Origin of the sequence: Kitasatospora sp. NPDC088861, assembly GCF_044750105.1 — a bacterium.
Taxonomy (GTDB): Bacteria; Actinomycetota; Actinomycetes; order Streptomycetales; family Streptomycetaceae; genus Kitasatospora.
On sequence record NZ_JBIVJF010000002.1, the window covers coordinates 609,789 to 633,659 of the forward strand.

The window sequence follows — 23,871 nt, forward strand, 5'->3', positions numbered from 1 at the left end:
GGTCCCTTGCTCAGGAGGAGGGTGCGGCGGGGGGTGCTTCGGCGGGTGCTGCGGGGGGTGCTTCGACTCGCGCTTGGAGGCGTGCTTCGGGCTGCCCGAGCCAGGTCCGGGCGAGGGACTGGACGGTGGAGCCGTCCGGGTCGGCGAGTTTGGCGGCCAGGTAGTCGGCGGCCCACTGGTTGGCGGGCACCCGGAAGGGCGGCCGGTCGGAGAGCAGGGTCCGCACGACGACCTCGGCGACCTCCCGGGCGGGCTGGCCGGCCGACTCCCAGCCCTGGCCGCCGATCCAGTCCAGGTAGCCGGCGAAGGTGGGCGCGTACGGGCCGGAGGCGGCCTGGACGGTGCCGCGGTCGATGTCCGGAAAGACCCCGAACCGGGTGTCCGGGACGTAGCCGGGGACGACCACCGAGACCTGGACGCCGTGCGCCGCCGCGACCGGGGCGAGCGCCTCCAGGAACCCCTCGACGGCGAACTTGGCGGCGCAGTAGGCCTCGTTGAACGGCTGACCGACCACGCCGTGCACGCTGCCGACGGCGACCAGGCGGCCTGCGGCGGCCCGCAGCAGCGGCAGCGCGGCCCGGCTGACCGCGGCCACCCCGAAGAAGTTGACCTCCAGGTTGGCCCGCAGCGCCGCGTCGGTGGACATCTCCAGGGTCGGGTCGGAGTTGGAGACGCCCGCGTTGTTGACCACGGCGTCCAGCCGCCCGTACGTCCGGGCCACGCCGTCCAGGCAGGCGGCGATCGAGCCGGGGTCGGTGACGTCGAGGCGGCGGACGTCCACGGTGACGCCGGCGGCCTCGGCGGCCCGCCGGAGCTCCCCGGCGCGGCCGGGTTCGCGCAGGGTGGCCACCGTGCGGTACCCGGCCCGGGCCGCCGCGACGGCGGTGGCCAGGCCGATGCCGGAGGACGTCCCGGTGATCAGCAGGACCTTCCCGTCGGCGCTCCCGGCCTTCGCGCCGCCCCCAGCGCTCCCAGCGCTCCCAGCGCTCCCGGCGCTCCCGCCGCTCATGACGCGCTCTCCGCGAGCTCCCCGGGGGCGGCGGCCTCGCGCCCGGCGGTGTCCAGCAGCGGCTGGAGGCCGAGGGCGGGGAGGAAGGAGCAGGCGGCCAGCAGGGTGCCGCCCGCCATCACCGCCCGGGCCGCGTCCAGGATGCCCAGCGGGCCGGTGAGCAGGGTGACGGCCAGGCCGCCGACCAGCGCGGCGAGCGGGATCACGCCCCAGGTGACGGTCCGGAAGGCGGCGTGCATGACGCCCTGGTTGCGGGCGGTCATCCGGGCCTGCCGGGTGGGCGCGCTGCACACGTTGATGCAGGACATGAAGAACCCGTAGCAGCCCATGGTCACCGCGATCACCGGCCCGGGCGGCAGTGCGGGCGCGGCGAGCAGGCCGAGGCCGGCCAGGCAGTGCAGCAGCAGCGACCAGGCCATCGTCCGCCCCAGGCCGAACCGCCGGCTGAGCCGCGGGGCGACCAGGGCGCCGATCAGCGCTCCGAGCGCGGCCACCGACATGGCCGCGCCGAAGGCGCCGACCGTCACGCCCAGGCCCCGGTAGGCGAGGACGGGCAGGACGGTGACGAAGACCGGCCCGCCGCAGTTGAGCGTGACGGCCGCCAGCACCACCCGGCGCAGCACCGGGTCCGCCCAGTTGAGCCGGAAGCCGAGGGTCAGCCGCTCCCGGATCGAGCCGGGTTCGACCGTCCGCTCGCCCCACGGGCTCATGTACCGGAAGCAGACGGCCGAGACCAGGTAGCTGGCCGCGTCCACCAGCAGGGCGGCCACCCCGAGCGCGCTGTACAGGGCGGCGGCGATGGAGGGGCCGGCGACCTCGGCGACCGAGCCGCTGCCCTCCAGCCGGGAGTACGCGCGGACCATGCCGTCCTCGGGCACCACGGCGGGGACGGCGACCAGGTAGCCGACATTGAAGAAGATCGTCGCGCCGCTGATCACCGCCACGCAGCCGAACAGCAGCGGGGTGGACAGCACGTCGAGCCAGTACGCGAGCGGGATCGCGGCCACCGCCGCCAGCCGGACCAGGTCGCAGCCGAGCATGGTGCGGCGCTTGTCCCAGCGGTCGACCAGCACCCCGGCGACCGGCCCGAGCAGCGGGATGCCGAGGTACTGGGCCATCGCCACCACGCCGACCTGGAGGGCGGAGGCGTGCAGAACGAAGATCATCAGGGTCGGGACGACGAACACGGTGACCTTGTCGCCGACCAGGCTGACGGTCTGCCCGGCCCAGAACAGGTCGAAGCCCCGGCCCAGCGGCGCCGGCCGCTCGGGCGCCGTCCCGCCTCCCACCGGGTCGGACGTCACGCCCTCGCCCGTCCGGTCGGACTTCACGCACCCTCCCGCAGGACCAGCCCGGCGGTCTTGCCGGTGCGGCCGTTGCTGATCAGCTCCTCGACCGGCCGTACCCGGAAGGACTCCGGGTCGTGCTGGAAGGCGGTGCTGAGCGTGAAAGTGGCGGTGAACAGCTCCTTGCGCAGCCGCTCGGCGTCGGGCGTGGCGCCCGGCCCGCCGGTGAGCAGCAGGACCTCCACCCCGGTGGCCCGGCCGCGCTGTTCGGTCAGCACCACCTGGGCCCGGGCCACGCCCGGGTCGCGCTCGGCCCGGGCGATCAGTTCGGCCACGTCCAGTCCGAGGCCGCGGACCTGGACGACGTTGTCGCGTCGGCCCAGCACCCGCATCGCCGGGCCCGGTCGCCCGCACGGGCAGTCGGTCAACTCGCCCGCGTCGCCGGTGCGGTAGCGCAGCACGGGGTTGAGCATCTCGGGGTTGAGGGTGGTGAAGTCGAGCAGGCCGCCGGCGTCGGCGTGGACCAGCTGGTCGGGCAGCGGGTGGAAGGTGTCGGCCGGGCAGTCGGGGGTGTTGGTGGCCACCACCCAGGTCTCGGTGCTGCCGAACATGCCCCAGCGCCGCGCCTCGGGCGCCACCACGGCGAGGTCCTCGTCGAGTTGGGGCTGCCAGGCCTCGCCGAGCCACAACACCTTGCGCAGGGAGGGGAGTCGGATGCCGGCGGCGCGGGCGTGCGCGAACCAGAGCCGCAGCACGCTGGGCGTCCCGCCGATGGCCGTCACCCGGCGCGCGGCCAGGAAGGCCAGCCAGTCGCCGTACTCCTCGGCGGCGACCGAGCCGAGCGCGATGATCCGGCAGCCGGAGAGGTCGGCGAGCGCGGCGGCGAGGAAGTGCGCGCCCCACATCCGGCCGGCGCCCCAGGCGTTGACGAAGACGTCCGTCCGGTCGAGCGGCTGCCAGTGGGCGTGCACGCCGGCCATGTAGAAGCCGGTGGGGGCGTAGCCGACCTGGGGGGCGCCGGTGCTGCCGCCGCTCTGGAACAGCCAGGTGGCGGCCTGGTCGGCGGCGGGCTCCAGGTGGGCGAGGGCGGTGTTGAGGTCGTCCTTCGCCAGGGGCGGGAGCGTGGCGAGCCGGTCGAGGGTGTGGACGTTGACGTGGCTGGCGTAGCGCGGGGCCAGGTCGGGGACGCTGCGCAGCCGCTCCAGGGTGCGCCGGGCCACGTGCAGGCGGGGCTCGGCGGCCTCGGGGGGCAGGGAGAAGGAGGCGGTCATCGGGAGTCCGTCCGGGGGGCGAGGTCGAGGTCGCGGTTGGAGGTGGGTGTGGGTGTGGGTGTGGGGGCGGGGCCTCGGGCGGGGTCGAGGGTGAGCGGGCGGGCGCCGTCCGCGAGCCACCTGGCGTGGCCGTCGCGGTAGGCGGCGAAGCGGGCGCGGGTGACGTCCCGTTGGAGGGTGCGGTCCGGGTCGGTGAGGTCGGGGGCGATCACGCCGTCCGGTTCCAGTTCGGAGAACCAGTACCGCTCGCCGTCGTACAGGAAGTCGACGCAGAAGAACGGGATCGGCAGCCGCTCGGCGAACCAGGCCGTGGCGGCGGCGAGTTCGGGCGGCACCGGCGGGAACTCCATGGCGCCACCCCGGCTGGCGTTGGCGACCGGGGAGCCGGGCTCCGGGGTCCGCTTCATCACCGCGTACGGCTCGCCGTCGACGACGTACACCCGGTAGTCGATCGTGCCGTCGCCCAGGTAGGGCTGGACCACCAGCGTGGTGTCGCCGCCCTGGGCGAGGCTGGCCAGGCCCCGGACGTCCTCGGGGCCGCGGGCCAGGTTGATCCCGCCGCCGCCGCACCAGCCGGCGGGTTTGACGATCGCGGGGTAGGTCATGTTCCGCAGGCCCACCTCGTAGCCGTGCTTGCTGATGTCCCGGCCGGTGCCGATCCGCACCGTCGGGATGGTCGGCACCGGGGAGCCGCCCAGGAACAGCAGGGTGGCCAGCTTGTCGTTGCCGATCAGCGAGACCTGCGGCGGGAACGGCAGGTAGAACCCGGCCTGTTCGAGCACCGCGTACAGCGCGTACTGGTTGAAGACGTCCATCGACTGGTACGGCAGCGAGTAGAGCGCGGTGATGAACAGGGTGTCCTCGGGGGTGACCGGCTCGTCGTCCACGTAGACCCGGGGGCGGCCGGGCCCGGTGGCGTCCACCGTGACGGCCTCCGGCGCGTGCCTGGTCCAGCGCAGGCCGAGGTCGGCGGCGCTCTCGGCGTAGAGGTCCCAGAAGAAGCCGTGCCACATCGCGGCCATCCGGGAGGACTCCCGGTCGGGGAAGATCCAGCACAGGCGGCGCAGTTCGCCGTCCCGGGGAGGGGCGGGGCTCGGGTCGGGGCTCGGGTCGGGGCTTGGGTCGGGGCTCGGGCCGGGGGTGCTCATCGCGCTCCTCGTGCGGTGGACGGCTCGGACCACCAGCGGCGGCCGGTCTCCGGGAGGGTGTCCACCGGGTCGTAGTAGGGGTGGCGCCGGTCGAGCGGGGCGTCCTGGCCGCCGCCGCTCTCCAGGCCGGTGCGGTAGTTCTTGGTCCAGTACGAGATGCCGAGCTCGCGGTCGTAGGCCACCGCCTGGTGCACCCAGCGCTTGCCGACGTGCGGGACGTCGCAGACCAGGCGCGGGGTCGCGTAGCCGGGCAGGTAGCCCATGATCGCCTCCTGGAGGCGCTGCGCCTGGTGCAGCGGCGTCCGCCAGTGCTCGGCGCCCGGGATCACGTCGCAGAGGTAGAAGTAGTACGGCAGGATGTTCGCCTCGCCCTGGAGGGCGAAGCAGAGGTCGAGCAGGTCCTCGGCGGTGTCGTTGACGCCCCGCATCAGCACGCCCTGGTTGCGGACGTCCCGCACGCCCGCGTCCAGCAGGGCCCGGGCCGCCTCGGCGACCAGCGGGGTGATCGAGCGCACGTGGTTGGCGTGGGTGTGCACGGCCAGGTTGACCGCGCGGCGGGCGGCCAGTTCGGCGACCCGGGCCAGGCCGTCCAGCAGCTGCGGTTGCAGCCAGTGCTGGGGCAGGCCGACCACGGCCTTGCTGGCCAGCCGGATGTCCCGGACGGTGCCGAGGTCCAGCAGCCTCAGCAGGAAGGACTCCAGCCGGGGCCAGGGGACGTTGGCGAGGTCGCCGCCGGACAGCACCACGTCGCGCACGGCGGGGGTGCGCTTGAGGTAGTCGAGCATCTGCTCCTGCCGGTCGGCGGGGCGCAGCAGCAACCGGGTCTTGGCCACCTGGGGCGTCGAGGTGCCGACCAGGTCCATCCGGGTGCACTGGCCGCAGTACTGCGGGCAGGTGGCGGTCAACTCGGCCAGCACCTTGGTGGGGTAACGGTGCGTCAGGCCCTCGACGGCCCACATGTCCGCCTCGTGCAGCGAGTCCCGCTCGGCCCGGGGGTGGCTGGGCCAGTGCGGGTGCCGGTCGGTGCGCACCGGCAGCATGTAGCGGCGCACCGGGTCGGCCAGGAACGCCTCGGTGAAGGCCTGCGGGTCGGCCGGGGCGTCCGGGGCCATGGTGTTCAGCAGCTGCGGCGGCAGCAGCATCGGCATGGTGGCGAACCCGGCCTGGTCGGCGGCGAGTTCGCGGTAGAAGTGGTCGGCGAGCCGGTCGCCGACGACGGCCCGCAGCTGCCGGGCGGTCTTCACCGAGTGGGCCCGCTGCCACTGGGCGTCGCGCCACTGCGCCTCGGTGACGCGGCGCCAGCCCGGCAGCCGCCGCCAGTCCGGCTCGACCAGCGCCGTCCGCGCGTACGTGTACGGCTGGCGGATCACGGGGTGGTCCACGGCCGGCTACTGGCCGGTGGAGGGGGCGGTGGAGGGGCCGACCAGGGGGTCTGTTCGAGGGCTTGCCTGGGGGTCGGCTCGGACGTCGGTGAAGAGGCCCGCGAAGCGGGTGCGCAGCTCGCGCTTGAGCACCTTGCCGGTCGGTCCGAGCGGGAAGTCCTGAGGTGTGCGGGCGATCCGGACGGCGGCGAGTGCGGCCAGCCCGGCCGCGGCCAGCGCCTTGTTCGCCGCGTCCTGTACCTCCTCGGCGCCGGCCCCGGCGGCCCCTCCGGCCCCTGCCTGCAACCGGACGACGGCGACCGGGCGTTGTCCCTCACCGGGCGCCCCGGGCACGCCGACCACCGAGCAGTCCTGCACCAGGTCGGCGCAGTCGGCGAGCAGCACCTCCTCGATCGGCAGGCTGTAGACCGGGCCGTCGGCGGTGTCGATGACGTCCACCGTGCGGTCGAGGTGGTAGAACCGGCCGTCCGGCGAGCGGCGGGCGACGTCGCCGGTGAGCCAGTAGCCGGCCAGCTCGAAGCTCTCGGTCAGCCGCCGGTCGTGCCAGTAGCCCGGGGTCCGGGAGGGGCTGACCACGCCGAGCAACCCGACCGTGCCGTCCGGGAGTTCGGTGCCGTCCTGGTCGAGCACGGCGGCCTTCAGGACCACCTCCAGCGGCCTGCCGACGCAGCGGTCGTCGCGGGCGCTCTCCGGGGTGGTCACCTGGCCGAAGAGCGCCATGCCCATCTCGGAGGAGCCCAGGCCGTCGACGAACTGCGAACCGGGAAGAGCGGGTTGGTCGGCCCGGTCCTGCGGCAGCAGCCAGGGGCGGATCAGCCCGGCCGGCCGCTCGCCGAGCGTCACCAGGCGGCGGATGTGCCCGTGGTGCGCGCTGTCACCGGTGTTGAACCAGGAGTGCACCCGGGCCGCGCCGCGGACCGGGAGTTCGCCGGTGGCCAGCTCGACGAAGGTCCGGGGGAAGGAGGCGACCATGGTCGGCTGGAAGGCCTCCATCACCGGCTCGACGACGGCGCGCCGCCAGTCGGACATCACCACGGTGGGCAGACCGAGCAGCGTCGCGGTGAGGAAGTAGCTGAGCCCGCCGGCGTGGGTGTGCGGCATCAGCGACATCAGCCGGTCGTACGGCTCGGCGGGGAAGCGCTCCATCCGCGGCTGCTTGCCGTCCCAGAACTGGCGGTGCGCCAGCATCGTGGACTTGGGGGTGCCGGTGGTGCCGGAGGAGTGGATCAGCGCCACCACGTCGTCCGGGGCGTGCCGGTACGGGTGGCCGGCGGGCAGCTCGACGGTGTCGGCGTCGAAGGCCTGCACCTCGGCGGCCAGGGCGAGGAAGCGCGGGCGGCGGCCCGGGTCCTCGCGGTAGGCGGCGGCCAGCCGGGTGGGGTCGTCGGCGACCACGCCGACCACGCCGACGTGGTCCAGGTAGCGGACCAGCACGTCGTGCCGCATCGCGTCGTTGACCATCGCGGGGACGGCGCCCAGCGAGGTCAGCGCGAGGAAGTGCAGTAGCGGTTCCAGCCCCTCGCCGACCACGACGCCCACCGGCTCGCCGGGGCGCACCCCGTTGGCGTGGTACCAGGCGGCGTAGCGGTCGCGCAGCGCGGCCAGGTCGAGCAGGCTGTGGCCGCGCAGCACCACCTCGCCGCGGTGGTCGGTGCGGTGGGTGAAGACGGACGGGACGGCGCGGTGCGGGTTGGCCGCGAGGGCGTGGTCGAGGAAGTTGCCCGCGCCCAGGGCGGGTTCGTTCATCAGCCGCTGTCTGGCGGCGAGGGGCGCGATGGAACTGCGGTCGCTCATGGGGGTCTCCCGAAGGGGGGCCGGGCGCGGGTTCTCGTGGAATCGGCGCCGGGGAGGGGGAAGGGCCGGGGAAGGACGGGGGTGGGGCGTCAGGCGTGGGTTCGGGGCGCGGGCGTCAGGAGTGGGCGTCGGACCCGGACGTCGGGCGCGGGTCTCAGGTGCGGGCGTCGGACCCGGACGTCCGGCGCGGGTCTCAGGTGCGGGCGAGGATGTCGGCGACGACCCGGTGGCCGGAGCGGATCGCGCCCTCCATCAGCCCGAAGTACGCGGTGCTCGTCTCGGTGCCGGCCCAGTGCACCCGGTGGTGCGGCGCGGTCAGCGCCGGGCCGAGCCGCGGCCAGTCGCCGGGCCCCAGCAGGGCGGCGTAACAGCCCTGGCTGTACGGGTCGTTGAGCCAGTCGGTGACGTGGCAGGCGGTCGGCTCGGGGAGCATCGGGAAGAGCTGCGCGGCCTGCCCGACGGCCGCGGCGCGTTGCTGCCGCGGAGTGAGGGCGGCGAAGCGGTGCGCCTCGGTGCCGGTGACGAAGCCGGTCAGGACGCCGATGCCGGCCTCGGCGGGGGAGTCGTCCACGGTGGAGAGCAGTGGCCCCCGGGCGTTGACCGACCAGCCGGACAGGCCGTGGTCGCGCCACAGCGGCGCCGGGTAGACCAGGTGGACCTTGACCGCGCAGCCGCGCGCGGTGCGCTCGCCGGCCCGGCGCACCGGCAGGCCGGGCCGGTAGTCGATCGCGTCGGCGAGCAGCGGCGGCAGCGCCATGACGGCGACGTCCGCGCGGTGTTCGCCGCGGTCGGTGTGGACGGTGACGGCGTCGGCGTCGGCGTCCTGGTGGACGGCCCGGACCGGCTCGCCCAGCCGTACCCGGCGGCCCAGGCGCTCGGCCAGCCGCTCGCACACCTGGTGGGCGCCGCCGGAGATCCGGTCCTGCTGGGCGCCGCCGGCGAAGGCGTTGAGGTAGCGCAGGCCGCCGCCGGAGCGCAGGTAGAAGGCGAGGTGGAGGACGGAGATGTCGGCCGGGTTGGCGGCCGTCATCTCACCCAGGAACAACGGGAAGAACAGCCGGGCGTCGGGGTGGGTGAGGTGCTGCTCGGCCCACTCGGCGGCGGTGAGGGCGTCCAGGCGTTCGGCATCCGGGGTGAGCCAGGGCGCCTCCGGCCTTACGGCGGCGGTGAGTTCGGACAGCCGGTCGAACAGGTCGCCGAGCGCGACGCCGTCGAGCGGCGGGAACCGGCCGTCGCGGGTCGTGGCGTCGGCGCTGCTGCCGTTGTGGTTGTCGTTGCCGCTGCCGAGCGCGAACCGGCTGGCACCGGACATCGTGGTGGGGGTGGTCTTGAGCCCCAACTCGTCTATCGTGGCGAGTAGTTCGGTGTGCCGGTCGCCCAGGTAGGCGGCTCCGGCGTCGACCAGGACACCGGGGGCGGCCTCGATGCCGTGGGTGCGCCCGCCGACCCGGTCCCGGGCCTCCAGGACGGTCACCTCGAAGCCGTGCGCCGCCAGCCCGGTGGCGGCGGTGAGCCCGGCCAGTCCGGCGCCGACCACGACGGCGGTTCCTCCTGGCTGATGCGCGTTGAACTGCCGGCCGTTGAACGGGTGGCCGTTCATCTCGCGGCCGTGATTCTGCGCGCGAGCGCGGTGGGAGTGGGCCCGAGCAGGAACTCGTCGAAGGTGAGCTCGACGGCGTAGCCGCGCGCGACGGCGCTCAGCACCCGGGTGGCGATCAGCGAGTCGCCGCCGAGGTCGAAGAAGTCGGAGTCGGGCGCCACGTCGTCGCGTTCCAGCACGCGCCGGAAGACGGCCACCAGGTCCTGCGGGGTGGCGGGGGTGGTGAGGTCAGTGCTCAACGGAGGTCTCCTTCGACCTGTCGTGGGCGCCGTAGCGCAGGTGGCAGCCGGCCCGGTCGACCTTGCCGCTGGGGGTGTGCACGAGCCGGGGGACGACGGTGATCCGCCCGGGCACGAGGTGGCCGGGTACCCGGGCCCGCAGGTAGGACAGCAACTCGCCGGCCAGGTCCGGCGGGGAGGTGTGCCGCCGCGCCACGACGTACGCGAGCAGCGTGGTGCGGCCGGCCAGGGCGGCGCCGGTGACGGCGGCCGCGTTCACCTCGGGGTGGCCGGTGAGGTGCGCCTCGACCTCCGCCGGGTCCACCCGGACGCCGCGCACCTTCAATTCGCCGTCCAGGCGGCCCTGGTGGGTGAGCAGGCCGTCCGGGCTGCGGCTCACCCGGTCGCCGGTGCGGAAGTACCGCTCGCCGTCGACGGTGGTGAACCGGGCCGCCGTCGCCTCGGGCAGGCCGGGGTAGCCGAGCGCGAGGCCGGGCCCGCCGATCAGCAACTCGCCCTGATCGCCGAGGCGTTCGATGACGTGCGGCAGGGCGTGGCCGATCGGTGCGCGGGCGGCCGGTGCGCGGTCGGCGCCGGGCCGGGCCGGTTCGCGGGCGAGCGGTCCGGACAGGTCGACGGCGTGGGTGATCTGGGTGGTCTCGGTGCAGCCGTAGGTGTTCAGCAGCCGGATCCGCCCGGTGTCCAGCCGGGCCCAGTCGTCCAGCCGGGCCGGTTGGACGGCCTCCCCGCCGATCACCAGGAGCCTGACGCGGGGCGGCAGTTCGGCCCGGTCGTCGACCAGGTGGTGGACGAGTTCGTGCCAGAAGGCGGTCGGCAGGTCCAGGACGGTGATCCGCTCGCGCTCGACCATCCGCAGGAAGCGCGGGAACGACCCGCAGTGCGCGTCGGGGTCGAGGACGAGGGTGGCGCCCGCGGTGAGTGCCGGGAGGATCTCCTCGAAGCAGGTGTCCCAGTTGAGCGAGGCGAACTGGAGCACCCGGTCCTGGGGGGTGAGGTGGAAGAGGTCGCGCAGTGCGTGGGCCGTGGCCGCGACGGCCCGGCGGGGAGTGGCGACGGGTTTCGGCTGCCCGGTCGAACCCGACGTGAAGAGAATGTAGGCCGGATGTTCCGGGCCGCTTGCGGCACGGTCCGCCGGAGGGGTTCCGGGCGGTTCTCCGGGGAATTCCGAGAGGGCGGGTAACTCTACTAATCGAGCGTCGAGTTGGTGGTCCGCGCCGGCTTCGCCGAGTATCGCCGTGCGGCAGTTCGCGGCCGTCGCCATGGCGTGTCGACGGGCCGCCGGGAATGCCGGATCGATCGGGCAGTACACGCCCCCGGCGGTCAGCACGCCGAGAAGTGCGACCACCGTTTCGGCCGTGTGGACGGCCGGCACGGAGACCGTGCCGGGGTCCGGTCCCAGGCGCCTGGCCAGGGTGTTCGCCAGCTCTGCGAGCCGGCCGTAGTCGAGGGTGCGCCCCCGCTGGACGATCGCGGGGTGCCGGGGATTGCGGCGTGCCATTTCCGTGAACGCGTGGATCAGGTCGGGAACGACCTGGAGGGTGTCCTGATTAATTGACATGGCCGCCCCAAATGATGCCGTCGAATGCTCATCCGTGCTCGGCGAACGGCGACTCTACCGTCGAACATGCGTGGCGACAATGGATGTTGAGAGCGTTCTTCGAAGGGGGCGTGCTTGACGTGTGAACCCGCCCGAGGACGTTCGGTCGTTCGAGTAGGGACGGCGTGCGCAAGGGGGCGGAGCGACGTGGGCGAAGGCCCGGTGACGGCACGTCAGGAGCTGAGCGGGGCCTCCCAGGAGAGCCGGGTGCCGCCGCCCTCGGCGGGCCCGACCGTGAAGGCGCCGCCCACCCGCTCGGCCCGCTCGGCGAGGTTGCGCAGCCCGCTGCGCCGGCCGCCCTCGGGAACGCCCACCCCGTCGTCGGCCACCACCAGGGACAGCCGCCCGGCGAGCGCTCGCAGCGTCACCTCCACCCGGCCCGCCCGCGCGTGCCGGGCGGCGTTGCTGAGCGCCTCGCCGAGGACGGCCACCACGTGGTCGGCCAGTTCCTGCGGCACGTCGGTGTCCAGCAGGCCCTCCATGCTCAGCCGGGGCGCGAAGCCGAGCGTCCCCTGCGCCTCGGCGACGACGCGGGTGGCGCGGGCGCGCAGGCCCCGGTCGGGCTCGCTGTGGGCGCGCAGCCCGAAGATCGTCGACCGGATGATCTTGATGGTCTCGTCCAGGTCCGCCACCGCGCGGGCGACCCGGTCGGCGGCGGCCGGGCTGTCGATCAGCCGGCCCGCGCTCTGCAACGTCATCCCGGTCGCGAACAGCCGCTGGATCGCCAGGTCGTGCAGGTCCCGGGCGATCCGGTCACGGTCCTCCAGCAGCGTCAGCTGCTCGGCGTCGCGCCGCCGCTCGGCCAGCTCCAGGGCCAGCGCCGCCTGGTCCGCGAAGCCCAGCAGCGGCCCGGTCTCGTCCGGCCCGAAGGCCGGCTGTCCGGCGGCGCGGGCCAGCAGCAGCACGCCCCGCCCGTACCCCGCCCCGGTGCCCAGCGGCACCGCAACCGCCGGGCCCAGCCCGTCGAAGCGCCCCGCCGGGCCCGCCGGGTAGCGGGCGTCGCAGGCCAGGTCGTCGCTGGTCACCGGTGAACCGGAGGCGTACGCGGCGCCCGACAGCGTGCCGTCCACCGGCACCGTCACCCCCAGCCGCGCGGCGGGCGCCCCGCCCAGCGCGACCTCCACCGTCAGCTCCTCCGCCCGCTCCTGCGGACCGTCCAGCGCCACCGAGACGTCGGCCAGCTCGGCGCCGGCGATCTCCCCGGCCCGGCGGGCGATCAGCTCCACCACCTCCAGCCGGGGCGCGCCCGACAGCAGGCTGCGGCTGATCTCCGCGCTGGCCCGCAGCCAGCGCTGGCGCAACTGCGCCTCCTCGTACAGCCGGGCGTTGTCGATCGCCACCCCGGCCGCGACAGCCAGGGTGGAGATCACCGCCTCGTCGTCGGTGTCGAAGTCCAGCCCGCCGCGCTTGTCGGTGAGGTACAGGTTCCCGAACACCTCGCCGTGCACCCGCACCGGCACCCCGAGGAAGGTGTGCATCGGCGGATGGTTCGGCGGGAAGCCCGCCGAGGCCGGGTGCTCGGACAGCACCGGGCAGCGCAGCGGCTGCGGGTCGCGGATCAACTCCCCGAGGATGCCCCGGCCGGACGGCGGCGGGCCGATCTCGGCGATCTCCTCCTCGGACAGTCCCACCGTCAGGAACTGCGACAGCGAGTGCCCGTCCGGGCCGATCACTCCGAGCGCGGCGTAGCGGGCGTCCACCAGGTCGGCGGCGGCCTCGACGATCCGGTGCAGCGCCTGGGCGAGGTCCAGCTCCCGGCCGACCGCGAGCACCGCCTCCAGCAGGCTGTGCACCCGGTTCTGGGTGCCGCGCGCCGCGTCGATCCGCCACTGGAGCTCCTCCAGCAGCTCGTCCAGGCGCAGCCGGGGCATCCGCGCGCCGCCGACCGCCGCGCTGCCGTCCGCTCCGCCCACCGCTGTCCTCCTCGTACTCGCCCTGGCCCGTCCTCCACCCGCCGCCGGAGGGCGCCAGGTGCCGCCCGATCAGGGCGATTGCCGGATTCACGGTAGTGCCCGGGTGTCGGCACCCCGCACGCCGGGGTGCGCCGTACGCTCCCACGGGCGGGCCTTTCGTCCCGTCACCGAGGGGCCTGCGGCCTCTGTCGCGAGGCCCTGGCGGACCGCCAGGGTGGGGGAGGAGCGGACGGGCCGTCAGTGCGCACACCGTCCCCGCGCCGCCCCGCCAAGCGCCGACACAGTGGAGGAACCCTCATGACGCCATCCGTCCTGGCCGGGGTCGACGGCTCGCCGGAGAGCACCACCGCCGCCCTCTGGGCCGCCGACGAGGCGGTGCTCCGGGGCGCCCCGCTGCGCCTGGTGCACGCCTGGCCGTGGCTGACCGACGGTGTGGCCACCTTCGCCGAGCCCGACGACCTGCCGGCCGCCGCACAGCGGGTGCTGGCCTCGGCCGCCGACGCGATCCGCGAGCGCCACCCCGACCTGGTGGTGCACACCGACGCCGTCCTGGACGCGCCGGTGGACGGCCTGGTCGCCGCTGCCGCGGACGCCGCCCTCCTGGTGCTCGGCTCGCGCGGCCTCGGCGGCTTCACCGGGCTGCTGCTCGGCTCGGTCGGCATGGCCGCGGCCGCCCGCAGCACGGTGCCGGTGGTCGTGGTGCGCGAGCCGGGCGCGCCCGACGGGGCCGGCGATGACGGGCCCGAGGTGCTGGTCGGCGTCGACGCGCACGCCCCGGAGGAGGAGGTGCTCGCCTTCGCCTTCCAGGAGGCCGCCCTGCGCGGCGCCCGGCTGCGGGCCGTGCACGGCTGGGACCTCCCGCCGGTCTTCGGCTACGCCGGCGGGGCCGTGCCGCCGACCGAGATCGCCCAACTGGAGGCGCTGGAGGCCAAGCTGCTCACCCTCGCCCTGGCCGGCCAGCGCGAGCGGCACCCGGACACCGTGGTGATCGAGGACGTCCGGCTCGGCTCCGCCCGCGGCCTGGTCGAAGCCTCCGCCGGTGCCGCCCTCCTGGTCGTCGGCCGCCGCCACCGTTCCCTCGACTTCGGCCCCCGCCTCGGCCGCGTCGCCCACGCCGCCCTGCACCACGCCCAGTCCCCGGTCGCCGTCATCCCCCACCCCTGACCGACACCCCGGCGGCGCACGCTCGGAAAGCGGGCCCAGGCAACCCCTCACGAGTTCGAATCTCACCTCCTCGGCCGGCCGATGGCCCGGACCGCACAGCGGTCCGGGCCATCGGCGTATCCCGTCCGAGGAACCCAGGGGGGCGCCAACGTGCGAGGCGTCGCAGGCGTTCCGGCAGTGCTGGGCATCGCCGTCCACGCATCCCTTCCGCCTGGAACATGTCGAGATATACTTCAGATGCGAGTTGATATCAGGAGGTGCATCACATGAGCCGGACCGTGATCGACCTGGACGACGAGCTGCTCGCCGACGTGGCTCAGGCTCTCGGCACCAGCACCAAGAGGGAGACGGTCAACACCGCTCTGCGTGAGGTGCTGGAGAACAGGCGGCGAGCGCTCGCCCTCACGCGGCTGCGTGCCGCGGCGGATGCGGGGGCCTTCGACCTGGAGATCTTCGAGGACAAGAGGAACTACCGCCGGTGAACGCGGCGCAATTCCTGATCGACACCAGCGCGCTCGCGCGCTTCATGCGCGGCGACGCCGAGCAGTACGGCTGGGACCAAGCCGCAGCGGCGGGCTTGGTCGCAACCTGTCCCATCACCGAACTTGAGTTCTTCTACAGCGCGCGGACAGCGGCCGACCGCGCTCAGGGGATCGAGGACATGCGGCTGCTGTTCGGCTGGGTGCCGGTCGATGACCGCGCCTACGACCGCGCCTGGTACGTCCAGGGCATGCTGACCAAACGAGGTCAGCACCGCAGCGCCGGAGCCGTGGACCTGGTCGTCGCGGCCACAGCGGAACTGCAAGGCCTGACCCTTCTGCACCGGGACCGCGACTTCGAGTGCATCGCGAGCGTCACCGGACAGGCCCTCCAGTGGTACGGGCCGGAGGCCGGCAAATGAATCCGGTCCGTTCCGGTCCAGGACTGGGAGCCGGGAAAGGGGCCTGATCCTGTTCGAACCGCAATCTCGTGTTCTCTGCCTCCGCCCGACAGGCCATCGGCCGGGCCGGATCACGCCTCGACGGGGGCGGGGCGTGATCCGGCCGGGGAGTGTCAGGTTGCCGGGGGTTCGGTCGGGCGGGGGCGGGTGCCCGGGGGGAGGACTTGGGCCTTGAGGTGGAGGTCCGGGCTGTGGCGGAAGCCGAGGGTGAAGTCCACCCACTGGCCGGCCCGTAGGGGTGGGGGGTCGGCGATCATCAGGTCGGCGTCCTCCGGGGCCATCGCCAGCTCGCCGCGGCCCGGGATCGGGAGGGCGGCCACCGGCTCCCAGCGGCCTGCGGCGCCCTGGTGGAGGTGCCGCTTGATCGTGATCCTGCCGCCGAACTCCCAGCTGGCGGAGGTCAGTTCGTCCGGTACGTCGCCCGGGTTGCGGATCGTGAAGAACGCCGCCGTGGCCGGGGCCGCGCCCGCCGTCGGCAGTAGCAGCCAGCCCGGGCCGGCCTCCACCGGCCGGGGCCGCCCGGCCCCGCCGACCGCCGTCCACCCGGTCAGCAGCACCAGCGTCAGCGCCGCCGCGCCCACCGGCGGGCCGACCACCCGCAGCCGTCCGATCGCGCTCATCGCCGTACCCCCTTCCGGGCCGCCGAGGCGCCGCGCCCGGGCTGCCAGGTGCGCAGCCGCAGGCTGTTGCCGACCACCAGCAGCGAGCTGAGCGACATCGCCACCGCCGCCAGCATCGGGTTGAGCAGGCCGACGGCCGCCAGCGGGATCAGCACCACGTTGTAGCCGAAGGCCCACAGCAGATTGGCCCGGATCGTGCCGAGGGTGCGCCGGGCCAACCGGACGGCGTCCACCACCGCCTCGATGTCGCCGCGCACCAGGGTGAGTCCGGCCGCGCCGATCGCGGCGTCGCTGCCCGAGGCCAGCGCCACCCCGAGGTCCGCCGAGGCCAGTGCCACCGCGTCGTTGACGCCGTCGCCGACCACCGCGACCGTCCGCCCGGCGCCCCGCAGCTCGGCCACCACCGCGGCCTTGCCCTCCGGCGAGGCCGCGGCGTGCACCCGTTCGATGCCCAGCTCGCGCGCCACCGCCCGGGCCGCGCCCGGGCCGTCGCCGGTCAGCAGGACGGTGTCCAGTCCCATCCCGCGCAGCCGGTGGAGCGCCCGCCAGCTGCCCGAGCGCAGCGTGTCGCCGACGGCGAGCACGGCCGCGGCCCGCCCGTCCAGTTCGACCACCACGGCCGTGCGGCCGGTGTCCGAGGCGGCGGTGACCGCGTCCGCGAGGTCGGCGGGCAGCGGCTGCGCCGTGCCGTCCGGGCGGACCACCCGTATGCTCCGGCCCTCGACCACCCCGGACACCCCGACCCCGGTGGCGGCCGCGAAGCCGTCCACCGCGGGGAGCGGACCGCAGCGCTCCCGCGCGGCCGCCGCCACGGCCCGCCCGATCGGGTGCTCCGAGCGGTGTTCCACCGCGCCGGCCAGCCGCAGCACCGCACCCTCGTCGAGACCTTCGTCGAGACCTTCGCCGAGCCCCGAGTCGAAGCCCTGGGCGACCGTCACCGCCGCCAGTTCCATCCGCCCGGTGGTCAGCGTCCCGGTCTTGTCCAGCACCACGGTGTCGACCCGGCGCAGGCTCTCCAGTACCTCCGGGCCGCGCACCAGCACGCCCAGTTCCGCGCCCCGCCCGGTCGCCGCCAGCAGCGCCGTCGGGGTGGCCAGGCCCAGGGCGCACGGGCAGGCGACCACCAGCACGGCGACCGCCGCCGTCACCGCCGCCTGCGGGGCCGCGCCCGCGCCGAGCCAGAAGCCCAGCACGCACACCGCGCCCGCCAGCACGCACGGCACGAACACCCCGGCCACCGCGTCGGCGAGGCGCTGCGCCCGGGCCTTGCCGGCCTGGGCGTCCGCCACCAGCGTGGTGATCCGGGCGAGTTGGGTGTCGGCGCCGACGGCCGTCGCCCGTACCACCAGCGCGCCGCCGACGTTGACGGTCGCGCCGGCCACCGCGTCCCCGGGGCCGACCTCCACGGGCACGCTCTCCCCGGTCAGCAGGCTCAGGTCGAGCGCCGAACCGCCTTCGACCACCACCCCGTCGGTGGCCACCCGTTCACCCGGCCGCACCACGAACTCCTGCCCGGGCAGCAGCAGTTCGATCGGTACCAGGCGCTCCTCGCCGGTCCCGCCGTCCCGGACGCACACCTGCTTCGCGCCCAGTTCGGCCAGCGCCCGCAGCGCGGAACCGCTGCGCCGCCGCACCCGGCCCTCCAGCAGCCGCCCGGCCAGCACGAACAGCGGCACCCCGACCGCCGCCTCCAGGTAGACGTGCGCCGCGCCGCCGCCGTCCGCGGTCAGCGAGAACGGCATCCGCATGCCGACCTCCCCGGCGCCGCCGAACACCAGCGCGTACGCGGACCAGCCGAAGGACGCCACCACCCCCAGGCTGACCAGGGTGTCCATGGTGGCCGCCGCGTGCCGCAGCCCCTGCCAGGCCCGGCGGTGGAACCCGACCGACCCCCAGGTCACCACCGGGACGGCCAGCGCGAAGCAGACCCACTGCCAGGCGGGGAACTGTAGTGACGGCACCATCGACAGCACCACCACCGGGACGGCCAGCAGCGTCGTCACCAGCAGCCGCCAGCGCTCCGCCGGCTCCTCGTCCGGCAGCCCGACGCCCGCCCCGGCGGGCGCCAACTCGGCGGTGTATCCCGCTCGTTCGACGGCCGCCACCAGCTCTGCGACCGGCACCCCGGCCGGGTGCAGCACCCGGGCCCGACCGGTCGCCAGGTTCACCCCGGCCGTCACTCCGTCGATCCGGGCCAGCCGCTTCTCCACCCGGCCCACGCAGGCCGCGCAGGTCATCCCGCCGACCGCCAGATCGGTGCTCACCAGGGCCCCGGCGTCGGCCCCCGCGACCGGGCTCATCGCATCCCGCCCATGTCGTGCCCGCCCATCCCGGGTGCCCCGGGCGACGCGCCGCCCCCGGGCGTCAGCCCCGGGGACACCGGGCCCGCCTGCCGTCCCACCGCGTACGCCACCACGAACACCACCACCAGCAGCAGGGCGAACCCCGCCAGCACACTCAAGGGCCGGACACCCGGCGACTTCGCACTCACCCCCCAGCAGTCGGACGACGGGCACGGTTGGTTCCCGTACGGTCCGAACCGGTGGGGACCGGTGGGAGCGCCCTGGCGTCGCGGGCCCGGCGAGACCCGTACGGCGGGCCTCGGGCCCGGATTAATTCGGATGACGCACCCGGTGTGACCAGGTAGCGTCCGGGACGGCGCCTCCCGATGCGCTGGGCCCCGGCTACTACCCGTCAACTAGATGCCGGTGCCCGTGGTCGGGTTCCGGGAGGCGCCCATACGCGTTCAGCCCCGGGGTCGCTTCAGCCCGCCGCGCGGGGGCGTGGTTCGAGGGCCGGGGTCAGGCGAATCCGCCCTCGGCGAAATCTGATCGTCATAAGATCCCTTCGTGTGCCGAGGGTCGGCACCCGGCCCGGCCGCGCGCGCTCGTGCGGCCGGACGGATGGTCAACGCAGCGGGGAGTAGCGATGACACGTACGGGGAAGCGGATGCTGGCCGCCAGCGCGGCCGCGCTGGCGGCGGTACTGGCGGTCGCCGGGACGGCCTCGGCGCAGCCGGGCCCGGCTGCGGTCCAGAGCGGTATGGGGACGGGGGAGATCCTGCCGCACCCGGGGGAGACGGGCCTGATCTGGATCCCGGACTGGATCGGCGACGGTGGCGCGGTGACGGCCTCCGTCAACCCCTCTCAGCCCTTCACCGTGACGGTGGGCTGCCAGGGCGGCGGCTCGGTCCAGGTCCACGTCGCCGGCCTGGCGCCGGCCGACTTCACGGTCCAGTGCCCGGTCGGCGCGACCGGCATCGGCTCGGTGGAGATCCCCGCCCGGCCCGGCCGGGACCTCCTGTTCACGGTGACCGCCTCCGACCAGGCGATCCACTGGGGCATGTACGCCACCCAGGCGGACTGACCCCGCCGCGCGTCCCGGAACGGGTCCCGTTCGGTCCTGCCGCGCGCGCGACAGGACCGAACGGGACTGAACGGGACCGGCCCTAACGCCGCACGCTGCGCGGCCCGGTGACCGCCGCGCCCAGCGCGCCGACCCGGGCCCGCAGTTCGCGGTCGGCGGTGACGACCAGGCAGTCCCGGTCCGGCTGTTCGGCTCTGGCCGCCCGGACCAGCTCGACGATCCGGTCGTCACCGCTGCCGGCCGCCGCGACCACCCGTACCTCGGGCAGTCCGTCCACACCTCGGGCCGCGCCCTCCACGACCAGCACCACCTCCAGCGGCCCGGGCCGCTCCGGCAGGCCCTGCCCGGCGACGGCGACCAGCGCGTCCCGCAGCCGCTCGGCGGCGCCCCGTCGATCCCGCCACCACCCGTCGGGCACCGACCCGACCACGTTGGCCGCGTCCACCACCAGCAGCGGCAGCCCGCCCCGGGCCCCGTCCGCGTCCCTGTCCTCCATGGCCTCTCCCACGCCCTTCCTCGTCACGCCTTTCCCCGGGCCGGCCCGGCGAGTGACCGGGGGCCCTGCCAGCCGGGTGGTGCGTCAGGTGAGGGTGATCCGGATGCCGACGGTGCCGCGCTCGCCGCGGCGCAGGCGGCTGCCGAGCAGGGTGAGCACGCCGAGCAGGCCGTACTTCTGGCGCAGCAGGGTGCGGTAGGCGGCGGTGCGTTCGGGGCTGAGGATCTCGGCGGTGGCGGGGTACTGCTCGCCGGTCGGCCGGCCCTTGACGTCGCAGGGGCCCACCAGAACGTCCGCGCGGTTGCGGATCCGCTTGACCTTCCAGGAGTCGGCGACGGTCCAGACGCCGAGCGCCTCGCCGTCGCGCACCACCCACACCGGGGTCGGCACGGTGGTGCCGTCCTTCTTGTAGGTGGTGACGAGCAGGTAGCTCCCGGAGGAGAGGCTGACGATCCGGGCGAGCCGGTCGGAGGAAACGGGGTCGGGCGTGGTCATGGCCGGAAGTCTAGGGCGTGCCTGACCAGGGCCCGGGCCCGGCGGGCCAGCCCGCGGTGGCCGTGCCCGCCGAGGGCGGTGGCGCCCGGGTCGGGGAGCGCGGCCGGGTCGGCGGCGAGTGCGGCGCGGCGGCGGGCGGCGGTGCGCCCGGCGGCCCACAGGGCGAGGACGGCGCCGAGTGCGATGGCCGTCCAGGCGGCCGGGGCGAGGCCGGGGTCGTTGCCCCGGACGGCCTGCGGGTGCGCCTGACCGGCGATGGCGGCGGGGGCGGCGGAGGAGGCAGCGCCGGCCCGGCCGGTGATGGTGGCCGGGCGGGCGGCGGCGGTGTCCTCCACCAGTTGCCCGACCGGCTGGACCTTGTCGGCCGCCGCGAAGCCCCAGTCGAGCAGCTCGGCCGCCTCGTCGTAGACCCGGGTCTGGGTGTCCGGGTGCATCACCGTCACCAGCAGGGTTCGGCCGCCGCGCTGGGCGGCGCCGGTGAAGGTGGCGCCCGCGTTGGTGGTGTAGCCGTTCTTGACGCCGATCAGGCCCTGGTACTTGCCGAGCAGCCGGTCGGTGTTGGCGATGTCGAAGCTGGTGCGCTGCCCGGTGAGCTTGTCGAGTCCGCCGGGGAAGTGCGCGGTGCGGGTGGAGCAGTAGGAGCGGAAGTCGGCGTTGCGCAGCCCGGCGCGGGCGAACAGGGTGAGGTCGTAGGCGGAGGAGACCTGGCCGTCCATGTCGTAGCCGTCGGGGGAGACCACCTTGGTGTCGCGCGCTTGCAGGGCCTGGGCGCGGGCCTGCATCTCGGCGACGGTCTGCTGGAGGCCGCCGTTCATGTGCGCGAGGACGTGGACGGCGTCGTTGCCGGAGCTGAGGAAGACGCCCCGCCAGAGGTCCTCGACGCGGTACGGCAGGTCCTCCTTGACGCCGACGAGGCTGCTGCCGGCGCCGACGTTGGCCAGTTCGGCCGTGGTGACCTTGTGCTCCGTCGTGCGGTCGAACTTGGGCAGCACGGTGTCCGCGAAGAGCATCTTCAGGGTGCTGGCCGGGGGGAGCTGGAGGTGGGCGTTGTGGGCCGCGAGGACCTCGCCGGTGCCGGCGTCGGCGACCAGCCAGGACCGCCCGGTCAACGTGGGCGGCAGCGCGGGCGCCCCGGCCAGCGGAGCGACCTGGACGGCGGACCGGCCGAGCCGTTCGCCGCCGATCGCACCGGCGGCGTCCTGCCCGGGGGCGGTCGGGGCGCCGGCGGCGAGCATCAGGGCGGACACCGCGGCGGCCGCCGCCACTCTGCTGACATGCTGTGGCATCTGCTGCACACGGCGAACGTACCCGGGGCGCCGCCGGGCCGCCGCGCCTGCTGCTCCGTCCGGACCCCGGGCGGTACGGCACCGGGACGGCCGGGCGGCGGGCGGGCGGCGACCGGCGGCTCCGGGACGGCCGGCGGAAGCCGCCGGGACGACTTTGGTCATCCCCGGGTCGCGCCGAAAGTCGGATTCCCGGGCGCCGGGAGCTGCCTAGGCTCGGGGTATGAAGACGCTGCTCGGCTATCTCGGTTTCGTGCTGATCCTCGGCGGCGGGTCCGGCCTGGCGGCGGACTGGCTGGGGGGCTTCCGGCTGTTCGGCTTTGTCCGTTTCCTGGTCCCGGACGGCCATGAGACCGCCGGGTACGCCACCCTGCTGGTGCTCGGCATCCTGCTGGCGATCCCGGCGGCCCGCCGAGGCTGATCAGCGGCTCAACCCGAGCCCTGATCCGCGCCCCGACCGGCACCCCGACCGGCACTCTGATCAGCCCCCGCCCCCGAGGCCGCCACGCCGTCGAGCAGGACGGCGAGCCCGGTGCGGAAGGCCGCCCGGTCGCGGTCCTGCGGCGTGCCGTCGGAGGCGCCCTGGAGGGCGGTCAGCAGAGGGAAGCGCTCGGTGAAGTCCGGTGCCAGTTCGGCGAGTCGGGCGGACCGGGCGGTCCACCAGTCCTCGTCGGCGATGCCGGTCGCGGCGGCGGCGCCGCGTGATTCGGCGGCCACGGCGGCCGTGCCGCGGACGAACTGCCAGAGCGCCGCGACGACGCCGTGCAGCCGCGGGGGTGCGAGGGCGGCCGATTGCAGGGCACGCAACAGGCTTTCCATGGCGGCGAGTTCGGCCGGTCCGAGCACCGGGCGGGCCTGCGATACCTGGAGGATCCAGGGGTGGCGCAGGTAGCAGGCGTACAGTTCCTCGGCCCAGGCGGTGACGGCGGGGCGCCAGCCCTCCAAGTCCGCGACGGAAGGCCGCAGTTCGCCGAGTGCCCGGTCGTGCATCAGGTCGAGGAGTTCGGCCTTGCCCGGGACGTAGGTGTAGAGGGCCATGGCGGTGCGGCCGAGCCGTTCGCCGACGGCGCGCATCGAGAGCGCGGCCATGCCGTCCGCGTCGGCGACCGCGATGCCGGCGGAGACGATCGCGTCGACGCTGAGGCCCGGTTTGGGGCCGCTGCGCCCGGTGCGCGGTTGCGGTGGTGCGCCCCAGAGCAGGGACAGGGACCGGTGGGCGTCGCCCTGTCCGGCGTAGACGACCATGCAGCAACTCCTTATGGCGTAAAGTATCCTCGGCCGCGACAACTCTTTATGTCGTAAGGTTATCAACCGAAGGGGTTTTGCGATGACACTGCCCGTCACCTTCGCCGAGGTCGTCGAGGTCCGCCGGATCACGCCGCGCACCGCCCGGGTCACCTTCGAGGCCGAGGCCCTGGCGGACTCCGTGGGCACGGCGCCCGACCAGCAGGTGAAGCTGTGCTTCCCCCGTCCCGGCCAGGCGGTGCCCGAGCTGCCCGCGCAGAGCGACGACCCGATGAGCTGGTACCAGGCGTACCTGGCGATCCCCGAGGCGGGGCGCCCGCTGCTGCGCAGCTTCACCCTCCGGCGCCGGCGGCCCGGCACCCGCCTGGTCGAGATCGACTTCGTGCTGCACGGCGACACCGGTCCGGCCGCCGCCTGGGCGGAGCGCGCGGAGCCGGGGCAGCGGCTCGGGATGGTCGGCCCCTCGGCGCTGTACGCCCCGCCGGTCCCGCTCGCCGAGGCCGCCGCCGTTGCCGACTGGGTGCTGCTGGCGGGGGACGAGACGGCGCTGCCGGCGATCGCGACGCTGGTCGAGGCGCTGCCCGCCGGGGTGCGGGCCCTCGCGTTCGTCGAGGTCGCGGACGAGGCCGAGCGGCAGCCGCTGGAGAGCCGTGCCGAGCTGGCCGTGCACTGGTCGGTCCGGGGCGGGGCGGCCCCCGGGGTCGTGCTGGCCGGGGCCGTGCGGGCCGCCGCGCTGCCGGCCGGCGCGCCGTTCGCCTGGCTCGCGGGGGAGGCGGGCGCGGTGCGGGCGCTGCGCCGCCACCTGGTGGCGGAGCGCGGCGTGCCGAAGCGGTCGATCGACTTCACCGGGTACTGGCGCCACCGGCTGACCCAGGACGACGCGCCCACCGCCGAGGATCTGTCGGACGCCCAGGAGCGATTGGCCGCCGGCTGATCGGGTGCTGATCGCTCGGCGGCCGGGGGGTTCCGGCCACCGGGCGTCGGTGTGACCGCGCGCCCGTTCTGTCATGTCCGGTTTCAGAG

The 23,871-nt window shown here is 75.0% G+C and carries 23 protein-coding genes; 6 read left to right on the forward strand and 17 right to left on the reverse strand.

All coding sequences use genetic code 11. The features are described from left to right. Positions 1-10: 10 nt before the first annotated feature. From ACIP37_RS06380 to ACIP37_RS06425, 10 genes are all read right to left on the reverse strand, one after another. Positions 11-1,009 (reverse strand): SDR family NAD(P)-dependent oxidoreductase, encoded by a 999-nt coding sequence (locus ACIP37_RS06380; protein ID WP_400802772.1) that lies wholly within the window; start codon positions 1,007-1,009, stop codon positions 11-13. After that, positions 1,006-2,340, reverse strand: coding sequence for an MFS transporter (locus ACIP37_RS06385; protein WP_400802769.1), 1,335 nt, complete (start codon positions 2,338-2,340; stop codon positions 1,006-1,008). Before ACIP37_RS06385 ends, ACIP37_RS06380 begins: the two co-directional genes overlap by 4 nt. Continuing rightward, on the reverse strand, positions 2,337-3,566 hold the full coding sequence (locus tag ACIP37_RS06390) for an AMP-binding protein (protein ID WP_400802766.1): 1,230 nt from the start codon (positions 3,564-3,566) through the stop codon (positions 2,337-2,339). Before ACIP37_RS06390 ends, ACIP37_RS06385 begins: the two co-directional genes overlap by 4 nt. Further along, positions 3,563-4,714 carry a RimK family alpha-L-glutamate ligase gene (locus ACIP37_RS06395; protein ID WP_400802763.1) on the reverse strand — a complete coding sequence of 384 codons (1,152 nt, stop codon included), beginning with the start codon at positions 4,712-4,714 and terminating at the stop codon, positions 3,563-3,565. Before ACIP37_RS06395 ends, ACIP37_RS06390 begins: the two co-directional genes overlap by 4 nt. Continuing rightward, a complete protein-coding gene (locus ACIP37_RS06400) occupies positions 4,711-6,096 on the reverse strand; it encodes a KamA family radical SAM protein (RefSeq protein WP_400802760.1) in 1,386 nt (461 codons plus the stop codon). Before ACIP37_RS06400 ends, ACIP37_RS06395 begins: the two co-directional genes overlap by 4 nt. 6 nt (positions 6,097-6,102) lie before the next feature. Beyond that, positions 6,103-7,890 (reverse strand): class I adenylate-forming enzyme family protein, encoded by a 1,788-nt coding sequence (locus tag ACIP37_RS06405; protein ID WP_400802757.1) that lies wholly within the window; start codon positions 7,888-7,890, stop codon positions 6,103-6,105. A 193-nt stretch (positions 7,891-8,083) separates the two neighbouring features. Then, entirely contained in the window at positions 8,084-9,490 is a 1,407-nt protein-coding gene (locus tag ACIP37_RS06410) for a flavin monoamine oxidase family protein (RefSeq protein ID WP_400802754.1), read from the reverse strand. Beyond that, a complete protein-coding gene (locus ACIP37_RS06415) occupies positions 9,487-9,729 on the reverse strand; it encodes an acyl carrier protein (protein WP_363584735.1) in 243 nt (80 codons plus the stop codon). The genes ACIP37_RS06410 and ACIP37_RS06415 overlap by 4 nt, the downstream gene beginning before the upstream one ends. Beyond that, complete coding sequence (locus ACIP37_RS06420) at positions 9,719-11,287, reverse strand: AMP-binding protein (protein WP_400802750.1); 1,569 nt, start codon at positions 11,285-11,287, stop codon at positions 9,719-9,721. The genes ACIP37_RS06415 and ACIP37_RS06420 overlap by 11 nt, the downstream gene beginning before the upstream one ends. A 212-nt stretch (positions 11,288-11,499) precedes the next feature. Beyond that, positions 11,500-13,197 carry a GAF domain-containing protein gene (locus ACIP37_RS06425; RefSeq protein WP_400803787.1) on the reverse strand — a complete coding sequence of 566 codons (1,698 nt, stop codon included), beginning with the start codon at positions 13,195-13,197 and terminating at the stop codon, positions 11,500-11,502. A 339-nt stretch (positions 13,198-13,536) separates the two neighbouring features. Between ACIP37_RS06425 and ACIP37_RS06430 the strand changes: the two genes are divergently transcribed. From ACIP37_RS06430 to ACIP37_RS06440, 3 genes are all read left to right on the forward strand, one after another. Next, positions 13,537-14,403, forward strand: coding sequence for a universal stress protein (locus ACIP37_RS06430; protein WP_363584739.1), 867 nt, complete (start codon positions 13,537-13,539; stop codon positions 14,401-14,403). Between the two features lie 266 nt (positions 14,404-14,669). Continuing rightward, on the forward strand, positions 14,670-14,885 hold the full coding sequence (locus ACIP37_RS06435) for a type II toxin-antitoxin system VapB family antitoxin (RefSeq protein ID WP_363584741.1): 216 nt from the start codon (positions 14,670-14,672) through the stop codon (positions 14,883-14,885). Next, on the forward strand, positions 14,882-15,304 hold the full coding sequence (locus tag ACIP37_RS06440) for a PIN domain nuclease (RefSeq protein WP_363629833.1): 423 nt from the start codon (positions 14,882-14,884) through the stop codon (positions 15,302-15,304). Before ACIP37_RS06435 ends, ACIP37_RS06440 begins: the two co-directional genes overlap by 4 nt. 152 nt (positions 15,305-15,456) lie before the next feature. On the opposite strand, the gene ACIP37_RS06445 is transcribed toward ACIP37_RS06440, so the two are convergent. Genes ACIP37_RS06445 through ACIP37_RS06455 form a run of 3 tightly spaced genes read right to left on the reverse strand, consistent with a single transcriptional unit; the run spans position 15,457 to position 18,424 of the window. Continuing rightward, entirely contained in the window at positions 15,457-15,963 is a 507-nt protein-coding gene (locus ACIP37_RS06445; protein ID WP_400802745.1) for a copper chaperone PCu(A)C, read from the reverse strand. Further along, entirely contained in the window at positions 15,960-18,263 is a 2,304-nt protein-coding gene (locus ACIP37_RS06450) for a heavy metal translocating P-type ATPase (RefSeq protein ID WP_400802742.1), read from the reverse strand. The genes ACIP37_RS06445 and ACIP37_RS06450 overlap by 4 nt, the downstream gene beginning before the upstream one ends. Further along, positions 18,260-18,424, reverse strand: a complete 165-nt coding sequence (locus ACIP37_RS06455; protein ID WP_350879799.1) for a hypothetical protein — start codon at positions 18,422-18,424, stop codon at positions 18,260-18,262. The genes ACIP37_RS06450 and ACIP37_RS06455 overlap by 4 nt, the downstream gene beginning before the upstream one ends. Before the next feature lie 467 nt (positions 18,425-18,891). Between ACIP37_RS06455 and ACIP37_RS06460 the strand changes: the two genes are divergently transcribed. Then, complete coding sequence (locus ACIP37_RS06460; RefSeq protein WP_363584749.1) at positions 18,892-19,329, forward strand: hypothetical protein; 438 nt, start codon at positions 18,892-18,894, stop codon at positions 19,327-19,329. An 82-nt stretch (positions 19,330-19,411) separates the two neighbouring features. Here ACIP37_RS06460 and ACIP37_RS06465 read toward each other — a convergent pair whose 3' ends face one another. The 3 genes from ACIP37_RS06465 to ACIP37_RS06475 form a co-directional block, all read right to left on the reverse strand. Beyond that, positions 19,412-19,825 carry an NTP pyrophosphohydrolase gene (locus ACIP37_RS06465; protein WP_363584751.1) on the reverse strand — a complete coding sequence of 138 codons (414 nt, stop codon included), beginning with the start codon at positions 19,823-19,825 and terminating at the stop codon, positions 19,412-19,414. Between the two features lie 84 nt (positions 19,826-19,909). Further along, positions 19,910-20,320: a PPOX class F420-dependent oxidoreductase gene (locus tag ACIP37_RS06470; protein WP_363625447.1), complete on the reverse strand. Its 411-nt coding sequence runs from the start codon at positions 20,318-20,320 to the stop codon at positions 19,910-19,912. Then, complete coding sequence (locus ACIP37_RS06475) at positions 20,317-21,606, reverse strand: D-alanyl-D-alanine carboxypeptidase family protein (protein WP_400803784.1); 1,290 nt, start codon at positions 21,604-21,606, stop codon at positions 20,317-20,319. Before ACIP37_RS06475 ends, ACIP37_RS06470 begins: the two co-directional genes overlap by 4 nt. A gap of 220 nt (positions 21,607-21,826) precedes the next feature. On the opposite strand from ACIP37_RS06475, the gene ACIP37_RS06480 reads away from it, so the two are divergent. Beyond that, complete coding sequence (locus ACIP37_RS06480) at positions 21,827-22,024, forward strand: hypothetical protein (RefSeq protein ID WP_363373336.1); 198 nt, start codon at positions 21,827-21,829, stop codon at positions 22,022-22,024. An 8-nt stretch (positions 22,025-22,032) separates the two neighbouring features. Here ACIP37_RS06480 and ACIP37_RS06485 read toward each other — a convergent pair whose 3' ends face one another. Next, positions 22,033-22,848, reverse strand: a complete 816-nt coding sequence (locus ACIP37_RS06485) for a TetR/AcrR family transcriptional regulator C-terminal domain-containing protein (RefSeq protein ID WP_400843383.1) — start codon at positions 22,846-22,848, stop codon at positions 22,033-22,035. An 82-nt stretch (positions 22,849-22,930) separates the two neighbouring features. Between ACIP37_RS06485 and ACIP37_RS06490 the strand changes: the two genes are divergently transcribed. Then, positions 22,931-23,782 carry a siderophore-interacting protein gene (locus ACIP37_RS06490; RefSeq protein WP_400802734.1) on the forward strand — a complete coding sequence of 284 codons (852 nt, stop codon included), beginning with the start codon at positions 22,931-22,933 and terminating at the stop codon, positions 23,780-23,782. Positions 23,783-23,871 lie beyond the last annotated feature (89 nt).

Coding starts and splice junctions, on each gene's coding strand:
- ACIP37_RS06470 (WP_363625447.1), bottom strand. CDS start 20,320: ATGACCACGCCCGACCCCGTTTCCTCCGACCGGCTCGCCCGGATCGTC.
- ACIP37_RS06480 (WP_363373336.1), top strand. CDS start 21,827: ATGAAGACGCTGCTCGGCTATCTCGGTTTCGTGCTGATCCTCGGCGGC.
- ACIP37_RS06425 (WP_400803787.1), bottom strand. CDS start 13,197: ATGCCCCGGCTGCGCCTGGACGAGCTGCTGGAGGAGCTCCAGTGGCGG.
- ACIP37_RS06445 (WP_400802745.1), bottom strand. CDS start 15,963: ATGAGCGCGATCGGACGGCTGCGGGTGGTCGGCCCGCCGGTGGGCGCG.
- ACIP37_RS06460 (WP_363584749.1), top strand. CDS start 18,892: ATGACACGTACGGGGAAGCGGATGCTGGCCGCCAGCGCGGCCGCGCTG.
- ACIP37_RS06450 (WP_400802742.1), bottom strand. CDS start 18,263: ATGAGCCCGGTCGCGGGGGCCGACGCCGGGGCCCTGGTGAGCACCGAT.
- ACIP37_RS06390 (WP_400802766.1), bottom strand. CDS start 3,566: ATGACCGCCTCCTTCTCCCTGCCCCCCGAGGCCGCCGAGCCCCGCCTG.
- ACIP37_RS06435 (WP_363584741.1), top strand. CDS start 14,670: ATGAGCCGGACCGTGATCGACCTGGACGACGAGCTGCTCGCCGACGTG.
- ACIP37_RS06465 (WP_363584751.1), bottom strand. CDS start 19,825: ATGGAGGACAGGGACGCGGACGGGGCCCGGGGCGGGCTGCCGCTGCTG.
- ACIP37_RS06405 (WP_400802757.1), bottom strand. CDS start 7,890: ATGAGCGACCGCAGTTCCATCGCGCCCCTCGCCGCCAGACAGCGGCTG.
- ACIP37_RS06430 (WP_363584739.1), top strand. CDS start 13,537: ATGACGCCATCCGTCCTGGCCGGGGTCGACGGCTCGCCGGAGAGCACC.
- ACIP37_RS06485 (WP_400843383.1), bottom strand. CDS start 22,848: ATGGTCGTCTACGCCGGACAGGGCGACGCCCACCGGTCCCTGTCCCTG.
- ACIP37_RS06420 (WP_400802750.1), bottom strand. CDS start 11,287: ATGTCAATTAATCAGGACACCCTCCAGGTCGTTCCCGACCTGATCCAC.
- ACIP37_RS06475 (WP_400803784.1), bottom strand. CDS start 21,606: ATGCCACAGCATGTCAGCAGAGTGGCGGCGGCCGCCGCGGTGTCCGCC.
- ACIP37_RS06380 (WP_400802772.1), bottom strand. CDS start 1,009: ATGAGCGGCGGGAGCGCCGGGAGCGCTGGGAGCGCTGGGAGCGCTGGG.
- ACIP37_RS06410 (WP_400802754.1), bottom strand. CDS start 9,490: ATGAACGGCCACCCGTTCAACGGCCGGCAGTTCAACGCGCATCAGCCA.
- ACIP37_RS06395 (WP_400802763.1), bottom strand. CDS start 4,714: ATGAGCACCCCCGGCCCGAGCCCCGACCCAAGCCCCGACCCGAGCCCC.
- ACIP37_RS06490 (WP_400802734.1), top strand. CDS start 22,931: ATGACACTGCCCGTCACCTTCGCCGAGGTCGTCGAGGTCCGCCGGATC.